The following is a 17737-nucleotide window of genomic DNA, read 5'->3' as shown; positions in this document are numbered from 1 at the left end:
CCATCCTGCGTCACGGCGCCGGAGGATCAGCCGCAGCCGCCCCCGAGGGAGATGCCGCGCTGCTGCAGCCACGGCACCGGGTTCGAGCGATCGGCGTACAGACCGCCGCGGTGGACCTCGAAGTGCAGGTGCGGTCCGGTGGACTGGCCGCGGTTGCCGACCTCGGCGATCTGCTGGCCGCCGGTGACGGCCTGACCGGGGCTGACGAAGTACTGGTTGACGTGGCCGTAGAGGGTGATGGCCCCGTCGGGGTGCTCGACGGCGACCGCGAGGCCGAAGCCGCTGGCCGGCCCCGCCTGCAGGACGACGCCCGGCTCGGGCGAGTGCACCGGCGTGCCGATGGGCGCGGCGATGTCGACCCCGGAGTGCATGGCTCCCCAGCGCGCGCCGTAGCAGGAGGTGACCCGGCCGATCGTCGGCGGAACGGCACCGCCGGCGGCGGTCAGCGTGCTGACGGCCTCCTCGGCGGCCTGCATCTGGCTCCAGGCGGCCTCGGCGTCGGCGTTCCCGCGCGACTCCAGCAGGCGGATCTCGGCGTCGCGCAGCTGCTGGTCCAGCGTCGCCTTCTCCGCGGAGCGGGCGTCGAAGTCGGCCTGCGCGGCGGCCAGCTTGGTCTCGACGGCGGCCTGCGTCTCCGCGGCAGCCTTCGCGGCGGCGTCCCGGTCGACGACGGCGGCGCGCGCCTCCTCGTCCAGGCGGGTCTCCCGGGCCTCCTCACGCTCCAGGCCCTCGAGGACCTCGGCGCGCTGCTCCCCCAGCATGTCGAGCGTGGCCGCCTGCTGCAGCAGCTCGGCCGGCCCGTCGGCGTGCAGGACGATCTGCATGGAGCTGCGGCTCTCGTCGGCGCCCATGAAGGCCTGCCGGCCGATGTCGGCGACGTCGTCCTCGGTGCGGTCGACGGCCTCGCGGACGGCGGCGAGCTCCACCGCGGTCGCCTCGGCGTGCTGCTGAGCGGCGGTCAGCTGCGTCTGCGCCTCGAGCGCGGCGCCGCTGGCGGCCTCCGCCTCGATCGTCATGCGCTGCAGGTTCTCCTCGGCCTCGCGGACCCGCTGCTCGATGGCCGCGACCTCGGCGGCGAGCGTCTGCTGGTCCGCCCGGTCGTCCCGGGGAGCCGCCGACGCCGTGGGCGTCGCGAGCAGCGATGCCGCGAGCAGGGTGGCGACGACGGCGGAACGCCGCAGGGCCGGGACAGGGGTGTGCAGGTGGTGCAGGGTCGCCAAGGCGACGTTCTCCGTTCCTCGCTCCGCCTACCGAGTTAGCTGACGGGTTCGGGCCGGAACTAGCCCTACCTGCCTGCCGGTGGTCGCACAGGCGGGATTCACCCCAGTGGAACGGTGGGTCCCCGGTCCGCTCGGCCCGGGGGCCGGAGGCGGTTAGGCGGGGTCCGGGCGAGCCCCCGGGATCGGGGGCGGGGTCGTCCGGACCGCGGGCGACGCTACAACCCGATCCGCCGGTTGTCACAGGGAGGTAACGACGCACCGGGCCCCTAGGGAGCGGACTCGCCGAGGTGACCAGCACGCGGACGATGTCTGTGATCCGGAGCTCTCTGGCAGGCTGTCAGGACCGGGGCGGTAGCTCAGCCGGTCAGAGCATGGGACTCATAATCCCTGGGTCGTGGGTTCGAGCCCCACCCGCCCCACCGGTCTTGACCAGCGGTTTCACTCTTCCCGGCGGGGCCGCGAAGCCCCTCCCCTGCCCCAGGTGGGCACGAGGTGGGCACATCGGCGCCGATCGGCGCACGGTGGGCACGCGGCACCAGCGCCGCCGCGGACTCCGCGGCCTCGCGCTCCACGTCCTCGAACACCGACGTGTAGACCTGCTCGGTGATCGCCGTGGAGGCGTGGCCGAGCATCTGGCTGGTGAGCTTCAGGTCGCGGGTGGCGCGGTAGGTGAGGCTGGCGGCCAGGTGCCGGAGGTCGTGCAGGCGGACCGGCGGCAGACCCGTCTTGATGACCATGCGGTCGAACCGCTGGGAGGCGCTGTCCGGCACCAAGGCGGACCCGTCGGCCTTGGTGAACACCAGGCCGGTGTCGACCCATGCGGCGCCCAGCTGCAGCCGCAGCTCGGCCTGCCGCCGGCGGTGGGCGCGCAGCACCTCGATGGTGCCGGCGTCCAAGCTGACGGTGCGAGCGCTGGCGTCGGTCTTGGTGTCGCCCTCGACGACGTCCCGGGCGACCTGCACGCGGGTCTCACGGACCGTGACCGTGCGACGGTCGAGGTCGACGTCGGACCAGGGCAGACCGAGGGCCTCGGAGCGGCGCAGACCGCGGAAGGCGACGAGGTGCCACAGGGCGTAGAGCTCGTCGCTAGCGGCGTGGTCGAGGAAGGCACCGGCCTGCTCCGGGGTCCACACCATGGCCGCGGCCGGACGCTTGCCGGTGCGCTTCCACTCCTCGATGCGGTGCTCGGTCCACACGAGCGCCCGGTCTGAACGGCCGGACGGCAGCTCGACGTGCTCGCCAGGGTTGACGGCGATCTTGCGACGCTTCACTGCGGTGCCCAGCGCGGACATGGCGGTGGCGTGGACGCGGCGGATCGTGGCGTCGCCGAGCACCCGCTGCGCTGCTGGGGTGTCGGTGCGTGCCTCGAGGAGGCGGCGCAGCAGCACCGACGGGCGGCCGTCTACGGGCCGGCCGATCTGGCGCATGGCGGCGTAGAGGGCCTCGAGGTCGACGTCGCGTAGCTCTGCCAGGCGCAGGTGCCCCAGGCCGGGCTTGAGGTAGAGGCGGAGGTGCTGGGCGTACCCGTGCCGGGTGGAGGCCTTGAGGCGCGTCTTGCCCTCCAGCCACTCGTCGAGGAACCGGGCGACGGTCAGGTCCTTCTCGGGGCGCAAGTATGTGCCGCGGCTGATCGCCTGCACGGCCTCGGCCAGGGCGGCGTCCGCCTCTGTCTTGGTGTCGAAGGGGCCCAGCTTCTCCTGTCGGCGGCGGCCGTCCGCTGCGCGTGGGGCGTCGTACCGACCCCACCAGGCGCCATGACCCTTGCGGCCCAGCTTCGGGCAGCGGGCGCCGAACTGGCGGCCGTCCTCGTCGCGGCAGCCACACCGCTTGAACGTCGAACCCTTCACGACTGGCCTCCCGCCTGCCGGCCCCGCTTCGCCGGCGGGATGAAGCCCCGGGCTCGGGCGGCGGCAACTGCCTTCCGCGCCTGGTCGATCGTCACTGGCGGGCGTAGGACACCAGACTCCTCGAGCGCTGCCTGCACGGCCTGCACCGGCCTACGGCCACCTGTGCGGTATGCGGCTGCAACAACGGTCCGCAGGGCCTCGTCGTCCAGCTGCGGCTTGGGTCCCCGGCGCGGGCCAGCGTCCGCCGGGGTGAAGAACCCGTCGACGACCGATTGCAGATCGAACGAGCTCAGGTCGACCGTCGTCGGAGCCTTGGCAACCAAGAACCGTTCGTCCCATGCATCCTTCGACTTCATCATCGTCAGTGCCCTCTCGATGATCTGCGCGACCTTGAGTCCTCGGATGAGCGGGCTGGTGATCTCGACGTAGTTGTCGTTGGTCGGGTACATCTCGTGCGCCCATCCCGCGACGGCGCTTCCCGCCTCGTAGACCTTGGGGATGAAGCTCCGCACGTCGAAGCCGACGCAAGTGACGCGTTCGTTCACCAGCGCCAGGTGAACCCACACCAGCAGAACGTGGTCGCCGACCTCGGCGAGCACGGGGAATGACTCCACGAAGTTGAGGGGCGGAGCGTCCTCTGGCACGAGCGGGTCATCCTCGGTCACTCGATCAGGCACGGACCTTTTCTAGCATGGTCAAGTCCATGCCGTCCATGGTTATGCCGGGTTTTACGTCGGCAATCCTGGCCCGCTTCCTGGCATGGACATGTCCACGTCATGCCGCATGCTGGCTTCCGTGACCACATCAGCTCGCGCCATGCAGCAGGTCGCTGAGGCCCGGAGGTTCATTGCGTCGGGCGAGGCACGCCAGCTGCGCGAGGCGCTCCGCCTCAGCCTCATGGACGTCGCACCGACGGTCCTAGCCGACCCCTCAGCGATCGGTCGGTGGGAGCGAGGAGAGCGCACTCCTCGCGGCCCCGTCGCTGTGAAGTACGTACGGCTGCTGCGGCGGCTGCAGAGCCAGTTGGAGGCGACGTGCCCGCCGGCGGCCTGACCAAGACGTGGACGCCGGACGAGGTGCGCTGCCTCGGTGTCCGCACCGACCTGGTGACGGCATGCGAGATCGCTTACGGGGCCAGGCGCACCAAGGCCTATGAGCTGTTCCGCCGCGGCGAGTTGGACTTCCCGGCCGTTCGCGTCGGCAGCCGAGTCGTCGTCCCCGTCGCTGCGCTCTGCCGCTTCCTCGGCATCGACCTCGAGAAAGCCGACGCCAGCGCGGCACACGTGACGAGCGCCTGAAGGCGCGGCCACCCCTGGGCATAGGGGCCGGCCGCCACCAACCACCGACAACTCCACACCCCGGAGCCGCCACCATGACCATAGCGCCCCAGGATCACCCGCACTGGGTCCCCGAGACTTGGGCCCACCTCGAGCGTCGCCGCGCCGAACGCCGAGCCGCAGGCATCTCGTTCCGGCCCGACTGGATCACTCGCCAGGCCCGGCGCGCTGCCGCCACACGCCCCGGTCCCGCCAGCCTGCACGTTGAGGTCGGGCGCTACAGCGCCTGGCTCGAAGGTCCCGATGTCGGGGCACTTCTCGACGCCGCCGGCGTGACCGAGCGCCTCTTCGACCACGACCGCGGACGCTGGATGGTCCCCGTTGACCGGGTCGACAACGTCATGTCCTGGGCCGAGTGGCGCGAGCGACGCATCGTCACGTGCTCGGACGTCGATCGGTGACCGCTGCCGCCCACAACCCCTGGCCGCGAGACCCGTACAGCGACATCCCACCGCCCGAACGAGCACCGGACGAGCCGACACGCATCGTCCCGCCGGCCGGACCCGCGCTACAGTTCCGCACCTTCGGGCAGCTCGCCGCCGACGTCGACGCCGCCGGCCCACGTCGCTGGCTCATCCGCGGCATCTGGCCCGCAGGCGCCTACGGCGTGCACGCCGCAGAACCCAAGGCCGGGAAGACGTGGAACGCGCTCGACCTGGCCGTCTCCGTTGCCACCGCCACCCCGTGGCTCGGCCAGCACCCGATCGACACCAGCGGCCACGTCGTCGTCTTCGCCGGCGAGGGCGGCGACGGCAACATCGTCCGCCGGGTCCGCGCCATCGCGGCCGGCCGCGGAATCACGAGCGACGACATGCCCATCAGCGTGTGCACCCGCGCGCCCCACCTGGCCGACGACGAGCACCTCGCCGCCATGGGGCAGCACCTCGCCGCCACCCGGCCCGTCCTCGTCGTCCTGGACCCCTTCTACCTCTCCGCCGGCGGCGCGAACGGCGCCGATCTGTACGCCATGGGGAAGCTCCTCGAGAAGCCGCAGCACCTCTGCGAAAAGGCAGGGGCGTCCCTCGTCGTCGTCACCCACTTCAACCGGTCCCGCGACCTCCGCGGAGCCGCACGCATCACCGGCGCCGGCCCCGCCGAGTGGGGGCGCGTCCTCATCTCCGCCGCCGTCATCTCACGGCACAGCGACCCGGTGACCGAGGCCACCACGGTGCTCACCGAACTCGACGTCCAGGGCGGCGAGGTCCCTGACCGCACCGTCCGCGTCCGCCGCACCATCCGGGCCCTCGACCCCGACGACCTCGACAGCGCCCTGGAGTACCGCGTCGACGAGCCCACCGTCGCCGACCCCACCCCCGTCGGACCGGGCGCCGACCTCTCCCAGGCCGCCGCCAAGCTCCTGGCCGCCCTCGACGCCCAAGAGACCCCGCAGGCCTACCGCATCCTCGTCGACCACGTCGCAGCCACCCACGGCCACGGTCTCACCCGGCAGACCTGCTCCAAGGAGCTCAACCAACTCCGCCAGCGCGGCATCGCCGACTACCTCGACCTCGGCGCCGGCCGCGAACGGCTCTGGTACCGCGTCCGAACGGAGACCCCCAACCCGTGAACCTGTCACCCGACACGTCCCCCGACACCCACCTGATAGGGGTGTCGGCGTCAGCCGACACCTATCTGTACGCGACACCCCCAGCCGACAGGTTCCAGCCGACACCCCGGGCCGATCGGCGGGGTGTCGGCCGCCTGCCGATGTGCGGGGATGCCGCGCACGCGATGGGTCGCCTCTCATCGGGACGTCGAATGTCACTGTCGACGCTGAGCCCATGTGCCCACGCTGTGCCCATCCGCCTCGTCTCCGCTGGTCAGAGGAACGCTGTGGGACCTGCAATCCCTGGGTCAGTCCGGCGCGAAGACGTTGCCGAACTCGGCGCATGGCCACTCCTGGCCACAGGCGGTACACGGTTCGCCTCGCTGTTCGGTCGCTGGCTTGTGGGTTCGGAGCGTCTCCTCGTTGAGCCGCGCGTGCACGGCGTAGGCGCCCCCGCGCTCGCGGTCGGCATCGATCCGGAGCCAGGCCGCGGTGATGATCTGCCCGTAGCCCCAGTGGTCAGCGATTCCGTACATGACCGGCAGTGTGCCGGGCGGTCTGCGGCATGAGCGGCATGAACACCCCCATCACGGCGGCCGACCCGCGGTACGTCGACCCCGCGGAGTGGCGGCAGGTCGTCGCGGCCTGGGGCGCGGGCGGGCTACTCAACGCGCTCGAGGAGCTGTCGAAGCGGTCAGGTGATCGCACTCCCCCGGCCGTGCTGGACGCGGGGATGGCGCTGCGCCGGCTGCTGGTCGACGTGGGCCTGGACGACGGGCGTGCCCCGCTGGCTGCTGACGCGTGGCGGGATGAGCCGTGATGCGGGGCCTACTTCGTGAGCACCGCGCTACCGGGCTGGGTGCCACCCGAAGTGAGCCGGTAGGCCAGGGCGAGCTCCTTGATCGCTTCCGCCCGCGCAGACGCGGCCAGGGTCTCCTTGGCCTCCTCCAGCGCCTCCACGATGTGGTTGAAGATTGCGTCCTTCGCGTCGCCCTGCGTCGCCATGTCCTGTCCCTCTCCTCGGTCACGCCCACGGTGGATGTGGTCCTCCCGCTGACCGTAGGTCGGGTCGCCGGGGGGTGCTCGTCGTGACCACGGCCGAGCAGCCCGCGGACTGGACGCCGGCGTTCCCGGGTCAGCGGCCCCCGTTCCAGCCGGGGCACACGCTGTCGTTGCGGCACGGGGTGTACTCCGACCGGCGCATCGAGCCGCTGGCGCAGCAGTTCGTCGACGCGTACGCGGCTGATCCGTCGGTGACGTGGCTGACCACGGCGGACGGACCGGCCCTGCACGCCCTGGGGCGGGCGGAGGCGAAGGTGCAGCTGCTCGAGGAGTACCTGGGGAAGCTGGCGGAGGCCGAGGAGACGGACCTCGCCGACCTCGAGGCGAAGCGGGTGGAGGCGGCGTACCGGGAGCTGCACAGGGCGGAGACGCGGGCGATGAGCCTGCGGACACAGCTGGGGTTCACGCCGATGTCGCGGGCCCGGTTGGGGCGGAACGTGGCGGCGGCCCGGGTGGACATGGCCGAGTTGCTGTCGCGGATGCAGGAGGCGCAGGACGCCGCTCAGCGGGTGCCCTCGGAGCGGTCGGGTGAGGGGGCGTGACGTCGGTGCAGGTGGTGGAGTCACTGCTGGATCCGCGGGAGTTCGCCCGGCAGTTGATCGGTGAGCCGTTGTGGGCGCATCAGCAGCAGGTGGTGACGTCCCCGGCCCGAACCCGCGTGATGGTGTCCGGCCGTCAGGCGGGGAAGTCGCGCACGCTGGCGGTGATCGCGCTGCATGCGGCGTTCACCCGCCGGGACTGCCGGGTGCTGATCCTGTCGGCCGGTGAGGATGCGGCGAAGGAGCTGCTGGAGGACATCAAGGCGCTGTCGTCGTCGCCGCTGCTGTCGGGGTCGGAGATGGACTCGAATACGCAGCGGGTGGTGTTGAGCAACGGGTCGGTGATCCGGTGCATCCCGGCGTCGGAGCGGCAGGCTCGTGGGCCGTCGGTGGATCTGCTGATCTTGGACGAGGCGGCGTCGATCTCGGATGAGCTGTGGCGGGCGGTGCGCTACACGATCATCGCCAAGCCGGAGTCGCGGGTGGTGATGGCGGGGACGCCGTTCGGGTCGCAGGACCGGTTCTTCGGGCAGGCGTTCCGGCTGGGGAAGGGCGGCGCGGAGGGCTACGAGTCGTTCCACTGGCCGTCGCAGGTGTCGCCGCTGGTGGATGACCGACTGTTGCAGGACTGGCGCCGCACGGACCCGGACTGGGTGTACCGCCAGGAGGTGCTCGCCGAGTGGGTGCAGGACCAGCAGGCGTACTTCTCGGCTGAGGAGCTGCACGCGGCAACGGCGGACTACGAGCTGATGTCGCCGGCGGTGGCGCGGGAGGCGTCGCCGTTCGTGCAGGGCCCGGGCTACCAGCGGACGCTGCCGGCGGTGATGGGCATCGACTGGGGTCTGCGTCGGGACGCGAACGCGGTGGCGCTGGTGGCGCCGCTGGAGGACTGGGGGCTGAACGACGACCGGTTGGGGGTCGGTCAGCGGGCGCTGTTCGTGCCGTGGCTGCGGGCTGAGATGGACTGGTCGTGGCCGCTGTTCGTGCAGCACCTGGTGGAGGTGTGCTCGTCCTACCTGGTGCACGTCGCGGCTTCCGAGGTCAACGGGGTCGGGGACCCTGCCACCTTCATGCTGCGCCAGGGCCTGCAGCGGGTCGGGCTCGGCTCGTCGGTGCACGTGTGTGAGGTCTGGACGGATGCCCGTCGCAAGCAGGCCGGGTTCGGCAAGCTAAAGGCCTTGCTGCAGCAGGAGCGGCTAGTACTTCCTCGGCACCCGGAGCTGCTGCGGCAGCTGAACGCGCTGCAGTTCGAGTACAGCCCGTCGGGGTCTGTGAAGATCGCCGTTCCGGAGCGCGCCGGCCACGACGATCTGGCGCTCGCGCTGATGCAGGCCGTGTCGTGCGTCGGGGAGGTCGACGACTTCGCGTGGCGCAACCCGGGCGGCAGCTTCTACGCCTCCCCGGGTGACTGGGAGGCCGCCGAGCACGGCTACCAGCGTTCGCGTGAGCGCCTGGCGGAGCAGTTGGCCACCGGCGAGCTCGACGTCGTCACGAGCAACGGTGGGCTGCTGGTGCCGCGCCAGCCTGTCCCGCTGCGGGATACCGGCCAGTGGTGGTACCTGCCCGCCGGCCGCGAGCAGGCGGAGCCGTGGTGACCGCCGGCCGGACGGAGCAGATGTCGGAGTGGCAGGAGCTGCGGTCGGCGCTGCGGGTGCACGGCCCGTCTCCGTGCCAGGAGTCGGCGGTGCCGGATGCGTGGTTCGAGGCGAAGGGCGTCCTGCTGGCGGAGGCCCGCCGTGGCTGCGACGACTGCCCGGTGCAACCCGAGTGCCTTGCGTACGCCCTCGCGGCCGACGAGGAGGGGCTGTGGGGCGGCCTGACGCGCCCGGAGCGGACCCGGCTGGTGGCGGCGGCGTGAGCGACCTATCGGAGCTCTGTGGCCGACGTGCACAGGAGGCCGCGGACGGGCTCCTGGCGACGATTGAGCTGCTGGTGCGTTCGGGTGGCCGCGGTCGGGTGCCTGGCGTGGTGGTGGAGCTGTACGGGGCCCTCCTCCAGGCGGCTTCCGATACCGGAAGCGCGACGGAGCGGGCCGGAAGCATGGACGTCGTGAGGGAGTGGACGAGCGCCGAGGTGGCCGGCCGGGCCGTCGGAATGACGGGCCGCCGTGTCCGGCAGTTGTGCGCGGATGGACGAGTCGTGCACCGCCGTCTCGGCGCTCGGTCGCTCGTTGTGGACGTCGACGACCTGCAGCGGCACATCCGCACCAGGCGGGTGCCGTGACGTCCCCGGCGCGGGTCGCCGCGAACGTGGCCGCGCTGCTGCCCCTCAACGACCCCCTGGGCCAGATGGCCCGCCGACGCCTGGCTCTCGCGGCCAGGGAACAGGAGCACCGGATGATCGACCCCCGCGACGTGCAGGACATCCAGATCGGAAGTCGGCTGCGAGACGCCGCCGTCGACCCGAAGCCCGGGGACTACCGGGCCCCGGTGAACGCCGGGAAGCCGGGTGAGGCCGGCAACCCGCACGGCTCCAATGTGTACTCCCTCGAGGTGGTCTGACCATGGCCGAGCAGCTGACTGGCCCGCAGGACGCCCCGGAGGGCGTGCGCGCGTCGACCGTGGACGCGCCCCGTGACGCGCCCGCCAGTGGCCTGGGGACCGCTCCCGCGGCGATGTACGCGCCGGGTGAGCAGCCGGTGGCCCGCAAGTCCGCCGGCCGCACCGAGACCTACCAGGTCCAGGGGCCCGACGGGCGCATGGCGACCATCACGCGCGACATCGACACCGGCGCACAGACCACCACCTACCCCGACGGCGACGTCTACGAGCTCGCGCCGCTGGCCGAGACGATCAACCCGCACATCCCGTCCACCCGAGTGGCCGGCTGATGAGCGACCTCCTCGATCGGCTGAACGCGCAGCAGGCGCACGGCAAGCTGGCCGACCTCAAGCACCGGCTGTTCCTCGTCGACAGGGACCTCCGCAACGCCCTGCAGGAGGCCGCCGGCTACAGCAACCCCGACCTGACCCCCGAGGGGCTGGGGAAGCGCCGTCGGCAGATGGAGGAGATTGCCCGCACGAAGGCGGCCAAGCAGCTCGAGAGCCTCCAGGCCGAGCAGCGGCAGGCGGCGGCGCAGATCCGTGCGTGGGCGGACGGGAAGCGGCCGATGGTCGCCGACGACGACGCCGCGCAGCTCAACCGCCTCACCATGGCGTGGGCGAACGTGCAGCGAGCCCTGGACAACGGCCGCTCGATGGCCGAGGTCATCACCCAGTTCTCCGACGTGCCGAGCCTCATGGCCATCCGGGAGTTCGGCCCCAACTACCTGTGGGCCACGCAGCCGCGGCGGTCCGGCATGGAGGGCTACGGGCAGCAGGAGCCCGACACCAGCGGTCTGGTGCGGTCCGTGGAGGATCGCCTGGCCGAGGTCGCCGGCGGGGACACGGCTGCGGCGCACCGGATGCGGCGTGAGCTCGAGGCTGTGGAGGCTGGTTGGTCTGTCTCGGCGCGCACCCTTGAGCAGACCGTCGCGGGTGTTCGGCAGGACCCCACGGCGCTGATGGCGGCGGCGTTCGAGGCGCGCTTCGCCGAGCAGGAGGCCACCGCCGGTTACCAGGACGCCAGCGTCGCTGGTGACGGCGGGCAGCAGGGCGACGCCGCGTGATCCGGCTGCACCCCTACGGGGTGGCGCTGGAGCTGCTGAGAGTCGCTGACACCGCCGGCACGGCGCCTGAGCTGGCCCGTGGTGTGCGCTCGATCGTGGCGGGCCAGCCCCGAGCCGACCGGGACGCTGCGACCGCGGCGCTGGCGCACGTCGCCGCCTGCCTGGCCCGCCAGCTTCCGGTCGGCGAGCGGGAGGAGTTGCTGGAGGAGTTCCGGCAGCTCGCCGATGCGGACCCGGCGGCGAAGGCGGCACTGGCCGAGCTGGCCGCCGCCGGGTCGGAGTCTGAGGCCATCCTGGCCGCGCGGGAGAGGCTGACCGATGGCTCTTGACCTCGGTGAGCTCACCCTCCGACTGGAGCTCGAGAACAACGTCGGCCGCGGTATCGCGCAGGCCAGGCGCGAGATCGAGACCCTTCCGCCGACGGTGCAGCGCGAGATGGTCCGGGTCTCGCGGATCTTCGAAGACGAGGGCCGCAAGTCCGGCGGCCGACTGGCGCAGGGCATCAACCAGGGCCTGATCCGGAACAGCCCGCTGATCGTCGCTGGCGTGGGCGCGGCGCTCGCCGCTGGGGCGCCGGTGATGACCGTCGCGGCAGGGACCCTCTTCGCAGGCATCGGTGGGGCCGCGGCCGCGCAGACCCTCGAGGTGCGGCGGGCGTGGACGGCGATGGGCCGGGACATCCGCGACTCCGCGGTCGAGGACTCCGCTGTCCTGGTGCCGGTGTACGTGCAGATGGCCGACCAGATCGGTGCCGCGTTCCAGCGGATGCGCCCTCAGCTGCGGGCCGTGTTTGCCGACTCGGCGCCGCTGATCGAGTCGACCACCGCCGGTGTGATCCGGCTCGCCGAGAACGCCATGCCGGGCCTCGCCCGCTCGGTCGCCGCCGCCGGCCCGGTGTTCGACGGCTTCGAGTCGTTCCTGGCCTCGACCGGGCAGGGGCTCGGCGACTTCTTCGACCGGCTCAGCAACCACTCGCCGGCCGCCGGTGCGGCGTTCGCGTCGCTCGGCGACATCGTCGGCGACCTGCTGCCCATCCTCGGGGAGCTCCTCGGCCAGGGCGCCGAGCTTGCCTCGATGGTGCTGCCGATGATGTCGACCGCCATGGGCGGGGTCCTGTCGGTCGTCACGGCCCTGGGCCCGGCGCTGCCCCCGCTGGTCGCGGCGTTCGGCGCCTTCAAGGCCGCCGGGGTGGCCACCGGGCTGCTCAGCAACCTCGGGTCGGCTCTGGGTGACCTCGGCGGGCGGATGCAGGGAGCCTCCGAGGGTGGCTCTGCGATGGGCGAGCAGCTGCAGGCGGTTGGCGAGAAGGCCGAGAGCCTCAGCGAGAAGGCCGGACCCATCCTCGGGGCTGCGATCGCTGGCGTCACGCTGGTCATGGCCCGCATGGAAGAGCAGGCCACCTCGTGGGCGCAGGCGCTCGCGGCGGGCGGCAACGCTGCCGATGAGGCCCGCGCGCAGATGCTCGACTTCGGCACGGCGATGGCCGAGGTCAACTCGGGCTTCGAGGGTGCTCTCGTCGGCCTCTTCACCGGCATTCAGGGGCAGTACGCGACCACCGCCCAGACGCTGGAGCAGGCCGGGCAGAAGGCGAAGCAGCTGGAAGCAGCGATGACGCCGCTGGAGAAGGCGCAGCGAGGCGTCGCCAACGCCACCGAGCACCTGAACGACATGGTCGCCAAGCACGGGCAGGGCAGCAGCGAGGCTGAGGGCGCGGCGAGGGCCCTCACCTCCGCCGAGCGCGAGCTGGAGCGCCAGGCCACAGCGACCGAGTTCGCGCTCGACGGCGTCACGTCGGCGATGGTCGAGCAGGCAGCGCAGGCGCTGGCGGCGATCGACTCGGGCTTCGCGTACCGGAAGTCGGTCAACGACCTGGAGGACGCCCAGGCCGGCCTGGCGGATGCGATCAAGAACCGCACCAATGCCGATGAGAACCTGCGAACCTCGCAGGAGGACGTCGAGCGGGCCATGCTGGCGGCCGAGGAGCAGGCGATGGCGACCGCGACCGCGTTCGGTCAGCAGCAGGCGGACCTGTCTGGTCTGTCGAAGGAGCACTCCGGCTACGCCCGCATCATCCAGGAAGAGACTCTGGCCGAGCTGTACCGGCTGCAGTCCGCGGCGGGCCCGGAGATGGCCGCGGCGATCGGCCAGCAGATCGAGACGCTGAGGGCCGAGGGGGTGGCGCTCAACAGCACCAGCGCCTCTGCGGCGACCACGGCGCAGCGGATGCGCGACCTCGGCCTGTCCGTCATCCAGGTGCCCGGCAACAAGACGATCTTCATCGACGCGCCCACGGCCGAGCAGAAGGCGCGACTGGAGGGCCTCGGCCTGACGGTGCGCACCCTGCCGAACGGGCGCATCTACGTCACCGCCGACACCTCGCCGGCCGAGAACGCGCTGGCGGCACTGATGAACCAGCGGCGCACCATCCAGATCCAAGCGATCGTGAACACGGGTGCGGCCCGCACCACCCTGGGCGGCTTGGGCGGCGGCGGTGGCCTGCAGCGCGCCACCGGCGGTCCGGTGTTCGGCCCCGGATCGGAGACGTCGGACTCGATCCCGGCCCGCCTGTCCAACAACGAGCACGTGTGGACCGCCCGAGAGGTTCGGGCCGCCGGTGGGCACGGCGCCGTGGAGCAGCTGCGGCAGGCCGCGCTGGCCATCCGCGGGTACGCGTCGGGGGGTGCGGTGACCACCGGGACCCACTCGTCGCCCGCCGCGGCTGTGCGCGCAGGCACGCACATCACGGTCACCGCCAACACGGCCGATGAGCGCCGCATCGCTCAGCGGATCGTCGAAGCCCAGCGTGACGTCGAGTTCCTCACGGGCACCCGCTGATGGTGGCCTACGGCCTGAGTTACCGCTCGAGGCCTGGGAGGGCGCGCTAGGAACGCCTCCGCATGGCCTCGAACGGCGTGGGATCAACCTCCAGCCACGCCGACGGGCTGTACAGCCGCAGGGCCGTCTCCGGGTCGCCCATCCGGTGCACGACCAGCGTGCCGCTGTTGGTGGTGCTCCAGTTGACCCGCTGAGGGACGGACCCTCCCGACCCCTTCACGTCCATCTTGCTGCACCAGAAGTCCAGCGACTCGCCGGTGAGCACCGTGAAGACCATGAAGGCACCCTCGGGAAGTTCGCCTCCAACCTGCACCTCAGGTTCGTACCTGTCGGACATCACGAAGTACCGGACGAGCTTCCTGTCGTCCTCGGCGCTAGGCATCGCCACTCCCTCTTTCGGCCGCGGGTGCGGCGGGCTCGCCGCCGACCGTAGCGGCGACCACCGACAGCGTTCGACCTACTGCTTGACGAAGGTCCCGCAGCCGCTGTTCTCGAAGTCCTGGCCGGCGCTCAGGGTCACGGTTGGGAAACCGCCCTCCGGTCCATCGTTCTCGATGATGTCGTCGCCGTTGCTCCCCGTCCGGTAGATCGCCCAGTAGCAGTACCCGGTCAAGGGCTGGGAGACGCGGTAGGTCCCCGGTTCGACGTCCACACCGACTGTCCAGATACCGTTGGTGATCGAGTTGGCCGCGATCTGCTGCTCCACCGCGGTCACAGCCTGCTCCCGGGCGGCCACCTCGGCGGCCCGCTCATCCAACTCGGCACGGCGCTGCGCGGCCTCATCGACGGCCTCCTGGGCAGCGCTCTGCACCTCCCGGGCTCGGTCCGACATCGTCTGCACCCGGTCCTCTGCCGCCTCCAGGTCCTGCTCGAGGGCCCGGTACTCCTCGGACTGCGTGGGATCGCTGGACGCGATGCTGATACCAGCTCCGACAGCGCCTCCCACGAGGAGCCCGACTGCGAGAGCCGCAGCGGGAAAGCCCCAGGTCGAGCGTGGTCGCGGCGTCTCCTCCGCGGCGCTCGAAGCTCCGATTGGTACAGCCGAGCCTTCCCCTGTCGGTTCTCCTGGTTGGGTCTGCTCCGTCATGCTGGCCCCGTTTCGCTGGTTGGTGGACGGCACCGTATCGGTTCATCGGCGCGTATAGAGACGACCCCGCCCTGGACCCGGTCGGGAAAGGGGCGGGGTCGTCCTTTGGCCCTAGTCGAGCTCGGCGAGCAGGTCGAGGAACCAGCCCGGCGGTGCCTGCACCAGGTGCCAGCCCCGGTCAGCGGTGAAGGCGATCGACGCCCGCTCCGGTGCCACCTGCAGGGCTGCGGGAGGCGCGTCCGGGACCGCCCACAGTCGCGGGCGCCTCATCGACACCCCCTGCTCAAGCAGCAGCCGCCGCACCGTCGAGTGCGACACACCCATGCGGGCAGCCACCTGCCGCAGCGACCGCCCCTCTTCCTCGTAGAGACGACGAGCTTCCCGACCTCGGCCCTGCCCGCCGGCCACCGCGGCTGTCACGACTGCTTCCCGCAGCTGATGCCGTGCTCCAGCTCGCCGAGGGCCCGTCCGATGAGGCCCCAGAGGTCGTCCTTCGGCCCGGAGGACAGCAGCCGGTCGACGACCTCGAGGTCCTTCCGGCTCGGGTCCCAGCCGCCGCCGTTGGCGTCGACGTAGAACCGCGGCTCTGCTCCGGGCTCGTCCTGGTGCCACCAGCCGGTGACCTCGCCGCCGGTGGCCTTGATCATGCGGCCGACGCAGCCGCTGTCCTCCAGTCCGTCGGCGACCACCTGACGGTGCTGCTTGCGGTCGCACCACGGCTGATGCTCACGAGCCCTGCGGAGTTCCGTCAGGAACACCTCGATGGAGGCCTGCTCGGCGGTGTCGAGCTCCCAGGTCTGGCCGTTGAGGTCGACGGTCACTCGCTCGGGGGACTGTTCCTGTCGGTGGTCGACAGTAGCGTTCTGGTTCACGGTCCTCGCCCTCCTTGGGGGTTGGGATCCAGGGCCCGGCCGGTGTGCAACCACCTGCCGGGCCCGCCTCGTCTCAGCCGGTCGGCGGGGACGTGTCTGTGGAGGCGCGCTGCCGCGCCTGATCTCGCATCGCTCGAATCCGTGCGGCGAGCTCTTCGACGCTGGGCCCGCCGGGCACGTAGGCCTCGTGGGCGGCGTCCATCACCGGCAGGGCGTCCCGGCGGGCGCGGCCGGCGTTGAACGCCCGCGCCGCCGCGGCGATGCACTCCTCGCGGGTGCGGCTCATCGGGGTGACCTCCGGGTGCGCGAGTCGATGAAGTCCTGCAGGTCATCGCGCCGGACGCGCGTCTTCGCCTGCCTGCCGGTCGCCCGGATGTCGACGGCGCGCAAGGCCCCCGAGGAGATGAGGTCGTAGACCGTGCCGCGGTCCTTGTAGCCGAGGACCGCAGCGGTCTCCGGGATCGTCAGGAGCTCGGTCGGCGAACTCACAGCCCTTGGTCGTTGGCGGCCCCAGACCTCCTCGACCTTGCCCCGGTACGGCTGCAGCAGCTTCGCCAGCGCCTTGATCTCGTTGTCGGTCATGCGGCCACCGTGGGGGAAGACACCACCTGAGCGGAAGTGCCCACGTGGCAGTAGTAGGTGGGCACCGGGTGGGCACGAACGCGCAGCGGCGCATCCGACGACGCCGAACGCCAGCGAACCGGACTGGCTCTCTGACCTGCGCGAACGACCTGCACCGGTCATGGTCGACCACCGCCGACACCCGGTCCGCCGGGCTCATAATCCCTGGGTCGTGGGTTCGAGCCCCACCCGCCCCACCACACGCCATCGCCGCTCACGTCGGCGTGATCACAACCGGCTGATCGTCGGCGCAGTGCCGCCGACCCGGGCCGGCGAGTTCCGCGAGGAGCACCGGCCTGCGACGACGTGCGAGGAGAGCGACCGCGCTGTACCGTCGGCAGGGGTAGTTGAGCGTTCAATGACGCACGTCAGACGGGCTCGCTACACATCCACGACGCCACGAGGAGAACCGTGCCCAACATCGCCGTCATCTACTACTCGTCCACGGGGAACGTCCACCAGCTCGCCGAGGCGCTGGCCGAGGGAGCTCGCGAGGCAGGCGCCGAGGTCCGCCTCCGCCGGGTGCCCGAGCTCGCCCCGCAGGAGGCCATCGACTCCAACCCGCTGTGGCGCGCGCACGTCGACGCCACCGCCGACCAGGTGGAGGAGGCCACGCCGGAGGACATGGAGTGGGCCGACGGCTACGCGTTGGGCAGCCCCACCCGCTTCGGCACGCCTGCGTCGCAGATGAAGCAGTTCATCGACCAGCTCGGTGGCCTCTGGTTCACCGGGAAGCTCGCCAACAAGGGCGCCACCGCGTTCACCAGCGCGCAGAACGTCCACGGCGGCAACGAGTCGACGCTCCTGACGTTCTTCAACATCTTCTCGCACTTCGGTGCGGTCATCGTGCCGCCCGGCTACACCGACCCGCTGCTGTTCGAGGCCGGCGGCAACCCCTACGGCGTCTCCACGGCGTCCGGCGGCCAGTCGGAGACGGCGACCGAGGCCGAGCTGACCGCCGCGCGCTACCAGGGCCGCCGGCTGGCCGAGATCACGGCCAAGCTCGTCGCCTGAGTTCGACCCAGCACTCGGGACGGCTCTGCGGTCGGTGACCGCGGAGCCGTCCCTGCGTGGGCGGCAGGTCCGCTCCTGCCGCACCGCGACGGCGGTGGCCAGGCGCTCGTGGCGTGGTCCAGGGCCTCCGCGCCCTGCCTGGTGATCGGCG

At 71.7% G+C, this 17737-nt stretch carries 25 protein-coding genes, 1 tRNA gene, 2 pseudogenes and 1 riboswitch; of the genes and pseudogenes, 16 read left to right on the top strand and 12 right to left on the bottom strand.

The annotated features are described in order from the left end of the window. Positions 1–26: 26 nt before the first annotated feature. Positions 27–1220, bottom strand: coding sequence for a M23 family metallopeptidase (locus tag DQ244_RS06165; protein ID WP_233491195.1), 1194 nt, complete (start codon positions 1218–1220; stop codon positions 27–29). Between the two features lie 7 nt (positions 1221–1227). Continuing rightward, positions 1228–1390, bottom strand: a riboswitch (cyclic di-AMP (ydaO/yuaA leader). 175 nt (positions 1391–1565) lie between these two features. On the opposite strand from DQ244_RS06165, the gene DQ244_RS06160 reads away from it, so the two are divergent. Then, positions 1566–1639: transfer RNA gene (locus DQ244_RS06160), tRNA-Ile, on the top strand. Positions 1640–1858: 219 nt separating this feature from the next. On the opposite strand, the pseudogene DQ244_RS20235 reads toward DQ244_RS06160, so the two are convergent. Beyond that, positions 1859–2356: pseudogene (locus tag DQ244_RS20235) on the bottom strand (site-specific integrase); the annotation flags it as partial. A 96-nt stretch (positions 2357–2452) separates the two neighbouring features. Between DQ244_RS20235 and DQ244_RS19845 the strand changes: the two are divergent. Continuing rightward, on the top strand, positions 2453–2683 hold the full coding sequence (locus DQ244_RS19845) for a hypothetical protein (RefSeq protein ID WP_233491193.1): 231 nt from the start codon (positions 2453–2455) through the stop codon (positions 2681–2683). Positions 2684–2713: 30 nt separating this feature from the next. On the opposite strand, the pseudogene DQ244_RS20230 reads toward DQ244_RS19845, so the two are convergent. Then, a pseudogene (locus tag DQ244_RS20230) lies at positions 2714–2860 on the bottom strand (hypothetical protein); the annotation flags it as partial. 203 nt (positions 2861–3063) lie between these two features. Beyond that, on the bottom strand, positions 3064–3666 hold the full coding sequence (locus DQ244_RS06150) for a hypothetical protein (RefSeq protein WP_147251479.1): 603 nt from the start codon (positions 3664–3666) through the stop codon (positions 3064–3066). Positions 3667–3826: 160 nt separating this feature from the next. Between DQ244_RS06150 and DQ244_RS20225 the strand changes: the two genes are divergently transcribed. The 4 genes from DQ244_RS20225 (at position 3827) to DQ244_RS06130 (ending at position 5971) form a co-directional block, all read left to right on the top strand. Next, complete coding sequence (locus DQ244_RS20225) at positions 3827–4120, top strand: helix-turn-helix domain-containing protein (RefSeq protein WP_369832090.1); 294 nt, start codon at positions 3827–3829, stop codon at positions 4118–4120. Then, on the top strand, positions 4102–4365 hold the full coding sequence (locus DQ244_RS06140; RefSeq protein WP_199580224.1) for a DNA-binding protein: 264 nt from the start codon (positions 4102–4104) through the stop codon (positions 4363–4365). Before DQ244_RS20225 ends, DQ244_RS06140 begins: the two co-directional genes overlap by 19 nt. A 74-nt stretch (positions 4366–4439) precedes the next feature. After that, on the top strand, positions 4440–4805 hold the full coding sequence (locus DQ244_RS06135) for a hypothetical protein (RefSeq protein WP_113810469.1): 366 nt from the start codon (positions 4440–4442) through the stop codon (positions 4803–4805). Further along, a complete protein-coding gene (locus tag DQ244_RS06130; RefSeq protein WP_158544482.1) occupies positions 4802–5971 on the top strand; it encodes an AAA family ATPase in 1170 nt (389 codons plus the stop codon). Before DQ244_RS06135 ends, DQ244_RS06130 begins: the two co-directional genes overlap by 4 nt. A gap of 287 nt (positions 5972–6258) precedes the next feature. Here the strand turns inward: DQ244_RS06130 and DQ244_RS06125 are convergent, their stop codons facing one another. Beyond that, positions 6259–6486 (bottom strand): hypothetical protein, encoded by a 228-nt coding sequence (locus DQ244_RS06125; RefSeq protein WP_113810467.1) that lies wholly within the window; start codon positions 6484–6486, stop codon positions 6259–6261. Positions 6487–6524: 38 nt separating this feature from the next. On the opposite strand from DQ244_RS06125, the gene DQ244_RS06120 reads away from it, so the two are divergent. Beyond that, positions 6525–6770, top strand: a complete 246-nt coding sequence (locus tag DQ244_RS06120) for a hypothetical protein (protein ID WP_147251477.1) — start codon at positions 6525–6527, stop codon at positions 6768–6770. Positions 6771–6778: 8 nt separating this feature from the next. On the opposite strand, the gene DQ244_RS19355 is transcribed toward DQ244_RS06120, so the two are convergent. Beyond that, positions 6779–6955: a hypothetical protein gene (locus DQ244_RS19355; RefSeq protein WP_158544481.1), complete on the bottom strand. Its 177-nt coding sequence runs from the start codon at positions 6953–6955 to the stop codon at positions 6779–6781. 83 nt (positions 6956–7038) lie between these two features. On the opposite strand from DQ244_RS19355, the gene DQ244_RS06115 reads away from it, so the two are divergent. From DQ244_RS06115 to DQ244_RS06075, 8 genes are all read left to right on the top strand, one after another. Then, positions 7039–7554 carry a P27 family phage terminase small subunit gene (locus DQ244_RS06115; protein ID WP_147251476.1) on the top strand — a complete coding sequence of 172 codons (516 nt, stop codon included), beginning with the start codon at positions 7039–7041 and terminating at the stop codon, positions 7552–7554. Continuing rightward, a complete protein-coding gene (locus DQ244_RS20130; protein ID WP_113810464.1) occupies positions 7551–9146 on the top strand; it encodes a terminase large subunit domain-containing protein in 1596 nt (531 codons plus the stop codon). Before DQ244_RS06115 ends, DQ244_RS20130 begins: the two co-directional genes overlap by 4 nt. Further along, a complete protein-coding gene (locus DQ244_RS06105; RefSeq protein ID WP_113810463.1) occupies positions 9143–9409 on the top strand; it encodes a WhiB family transcriptional regulator in 267 nt (88 codons plus the stop codon). Before DQ244_RS20130 ends, DQ244_RS06105 begins: the two co-directional genes overlap by 4 nt. Before the next feature lie 361 nt (positions 9410–9770). Then, entirely contained in the window at positions 9771–10052 is a 282-nt protein-coding gene (locus DQ244_RS06095) for a hypothetical protein (protein ID WP_113810461.1), read from the top strand. A 2-nt stretch (positions 10053–10054) separates the two neighbouring features. Continuing rightward, a complete protein-coding gene (locus DQ244_RS06090; RefSeq protein ID WP_113810460.1) occupies positions 10055–10381 on the top strand; it encodes a hypothetical protein in 327 nt (108 codons plus the stop codon). Further along, positions 10381–11157 carry a hypothetical protein gene (locus DQ244_RS06085; RefSeq protein ID WP_113810459.1) on the top strand — a complete coding sequence of 259 codons (777 nt, stop codon included), beginning with the start codon at positions 10381–10383 and terminating at the stop codon, positions 11155–11157. The genes DQ244_RS06090 and DQ244_RS06085 overlap by 1 nt, the downstream gene beginning before the upstream one ends. Next, positions 11154–11486, top strand: a complete 333-nt coding sequence (locus DQ244_RS06080; RefSeq protein WP_113810458.1) for a hypothetical protein — start codon at positions 11154–11156, stop codon at positions 11484–11486. The genes DQ244_RS06085 and DQ244_RS06080 overlap by 4 nt, the downstream gene beginning before the upstream one ends. Continuing rightward, on the top strand, positions 11476–13992 hold the full coding sequence (locus DQ244_RS06075; protein ID WP_113810457.1) for a hypothetical protein: 2517 nt from the start codon (positions 11476–11478) through the stop codon (positions 13990–13992). Before DQ244_RS06080 ends, DQ244_RS06075 begins: the two co-directional genes overlap by 11 nt. A gap of 46 nt (positions 13993–14038) precedes the next feature. Here the strand turns inward: DQ244_RS06075 and DQ244_RS06070 are convergent, their stop codons facing one another. From DQ244_RS06070 to DQ244_RS19340, 6 genes are all read right to left on the bottom strand, one after another. After that, a complete protein-coding gene (locus DQ244_RS06070; protein WP_147251475.1) occupies positions 14039–14374 on the bottom strand; it encodes a hypothetical protein in 336 nt (111 codons plus the stop codon). A 75-nt stretch (positions 14375–14449) separates the two neighbouring features. Continuing rightward, on the bottom strand, positions 14450–14833 hold the full coding sequence (locus DQ244_RS06065; protein WP_147251474.1) for a hypothetical protein: 384 nt from the start codon (positions 14831–14833) through the stop codon (positions 14450–14452). Positions 14834–15190: 357 nt separating this feature from the next. After that, a complete protein-coding gene (locus DQ244_RS19350) occupies positions 15191–15403 on the bottom strand; it encodes a hypothetical protein (protein ID WP_233491192.1) in 213 nt (70 codons plus the stop codon). A 92-nt stretch (positions 15404–15495) separates the two neighbouring features. Further along, positions 15496–15900 (bottom strand): hypothetical protein, encoded by a 405-nt coding sequence (locus tag DQ244_RS19345; RefSeq protein ID WP_158544479.1) that lies wholly within the window; start codon positions 15898–15900, stop codon positions 15496–15498. Between the two features lie 124 nt (positions 15901–16024). Beyond that, entirely contained in the window at positions 16025–16237 is a 213-nt protein-coding gene (locus DQ244_RS06055; protein WP_113810453.1) for a hypothetical protein, read from the bottom strand. Next, positions 16234–16533, bottom strand: a complete 300-nt coding sequence (locus tag DQ244_RS19340) for a helix-turn-helix domain-containing protein (protein ID WP_158544478.1) — start codon at positions 16531–16533, stop codon at positions 16234–16236. The genes DQ244_RS06055 and DQ244_RS19340 overlap by 4 nt, the downstream gene beginning before the upstream one ends. Before the next feature lie 450 nt (positions 16534–16983). Between DQ244_RS19340 and wrbA the strand changes: the two genes are divergently transcribed. Beyond that, the gene (gene wrbA, locus DQ244_RS06045; protein WP_199580223.1) at positions 16984–17586 is read left to right on the top strand and encodes an NAD(P)H:quinone oxidoreductase; all 603 of its coding nucleotides are present in this window, start codon (positions 16984–16986) and stop codon (positions 17584–17586) included. The last annotated feature ends 151 nt before the right edge of the window (positions 17587–17737 follow it).

The sequence above is a fragment of the Blastococcus sp. TBT05-19 genome (genome assembly GCF_003319095.1).
In the GTDB taxonomy this organism is placed as follows: Bacteria; Actinomycetota; Actinomycetes; order Mycobacteriales; family Geodermatophilaceae; genus Blastococcus.
Note: the sequence above shows the minus strand (reverse complement) of the source record. Positions and strands in the feature narration are given on the sequence as shown.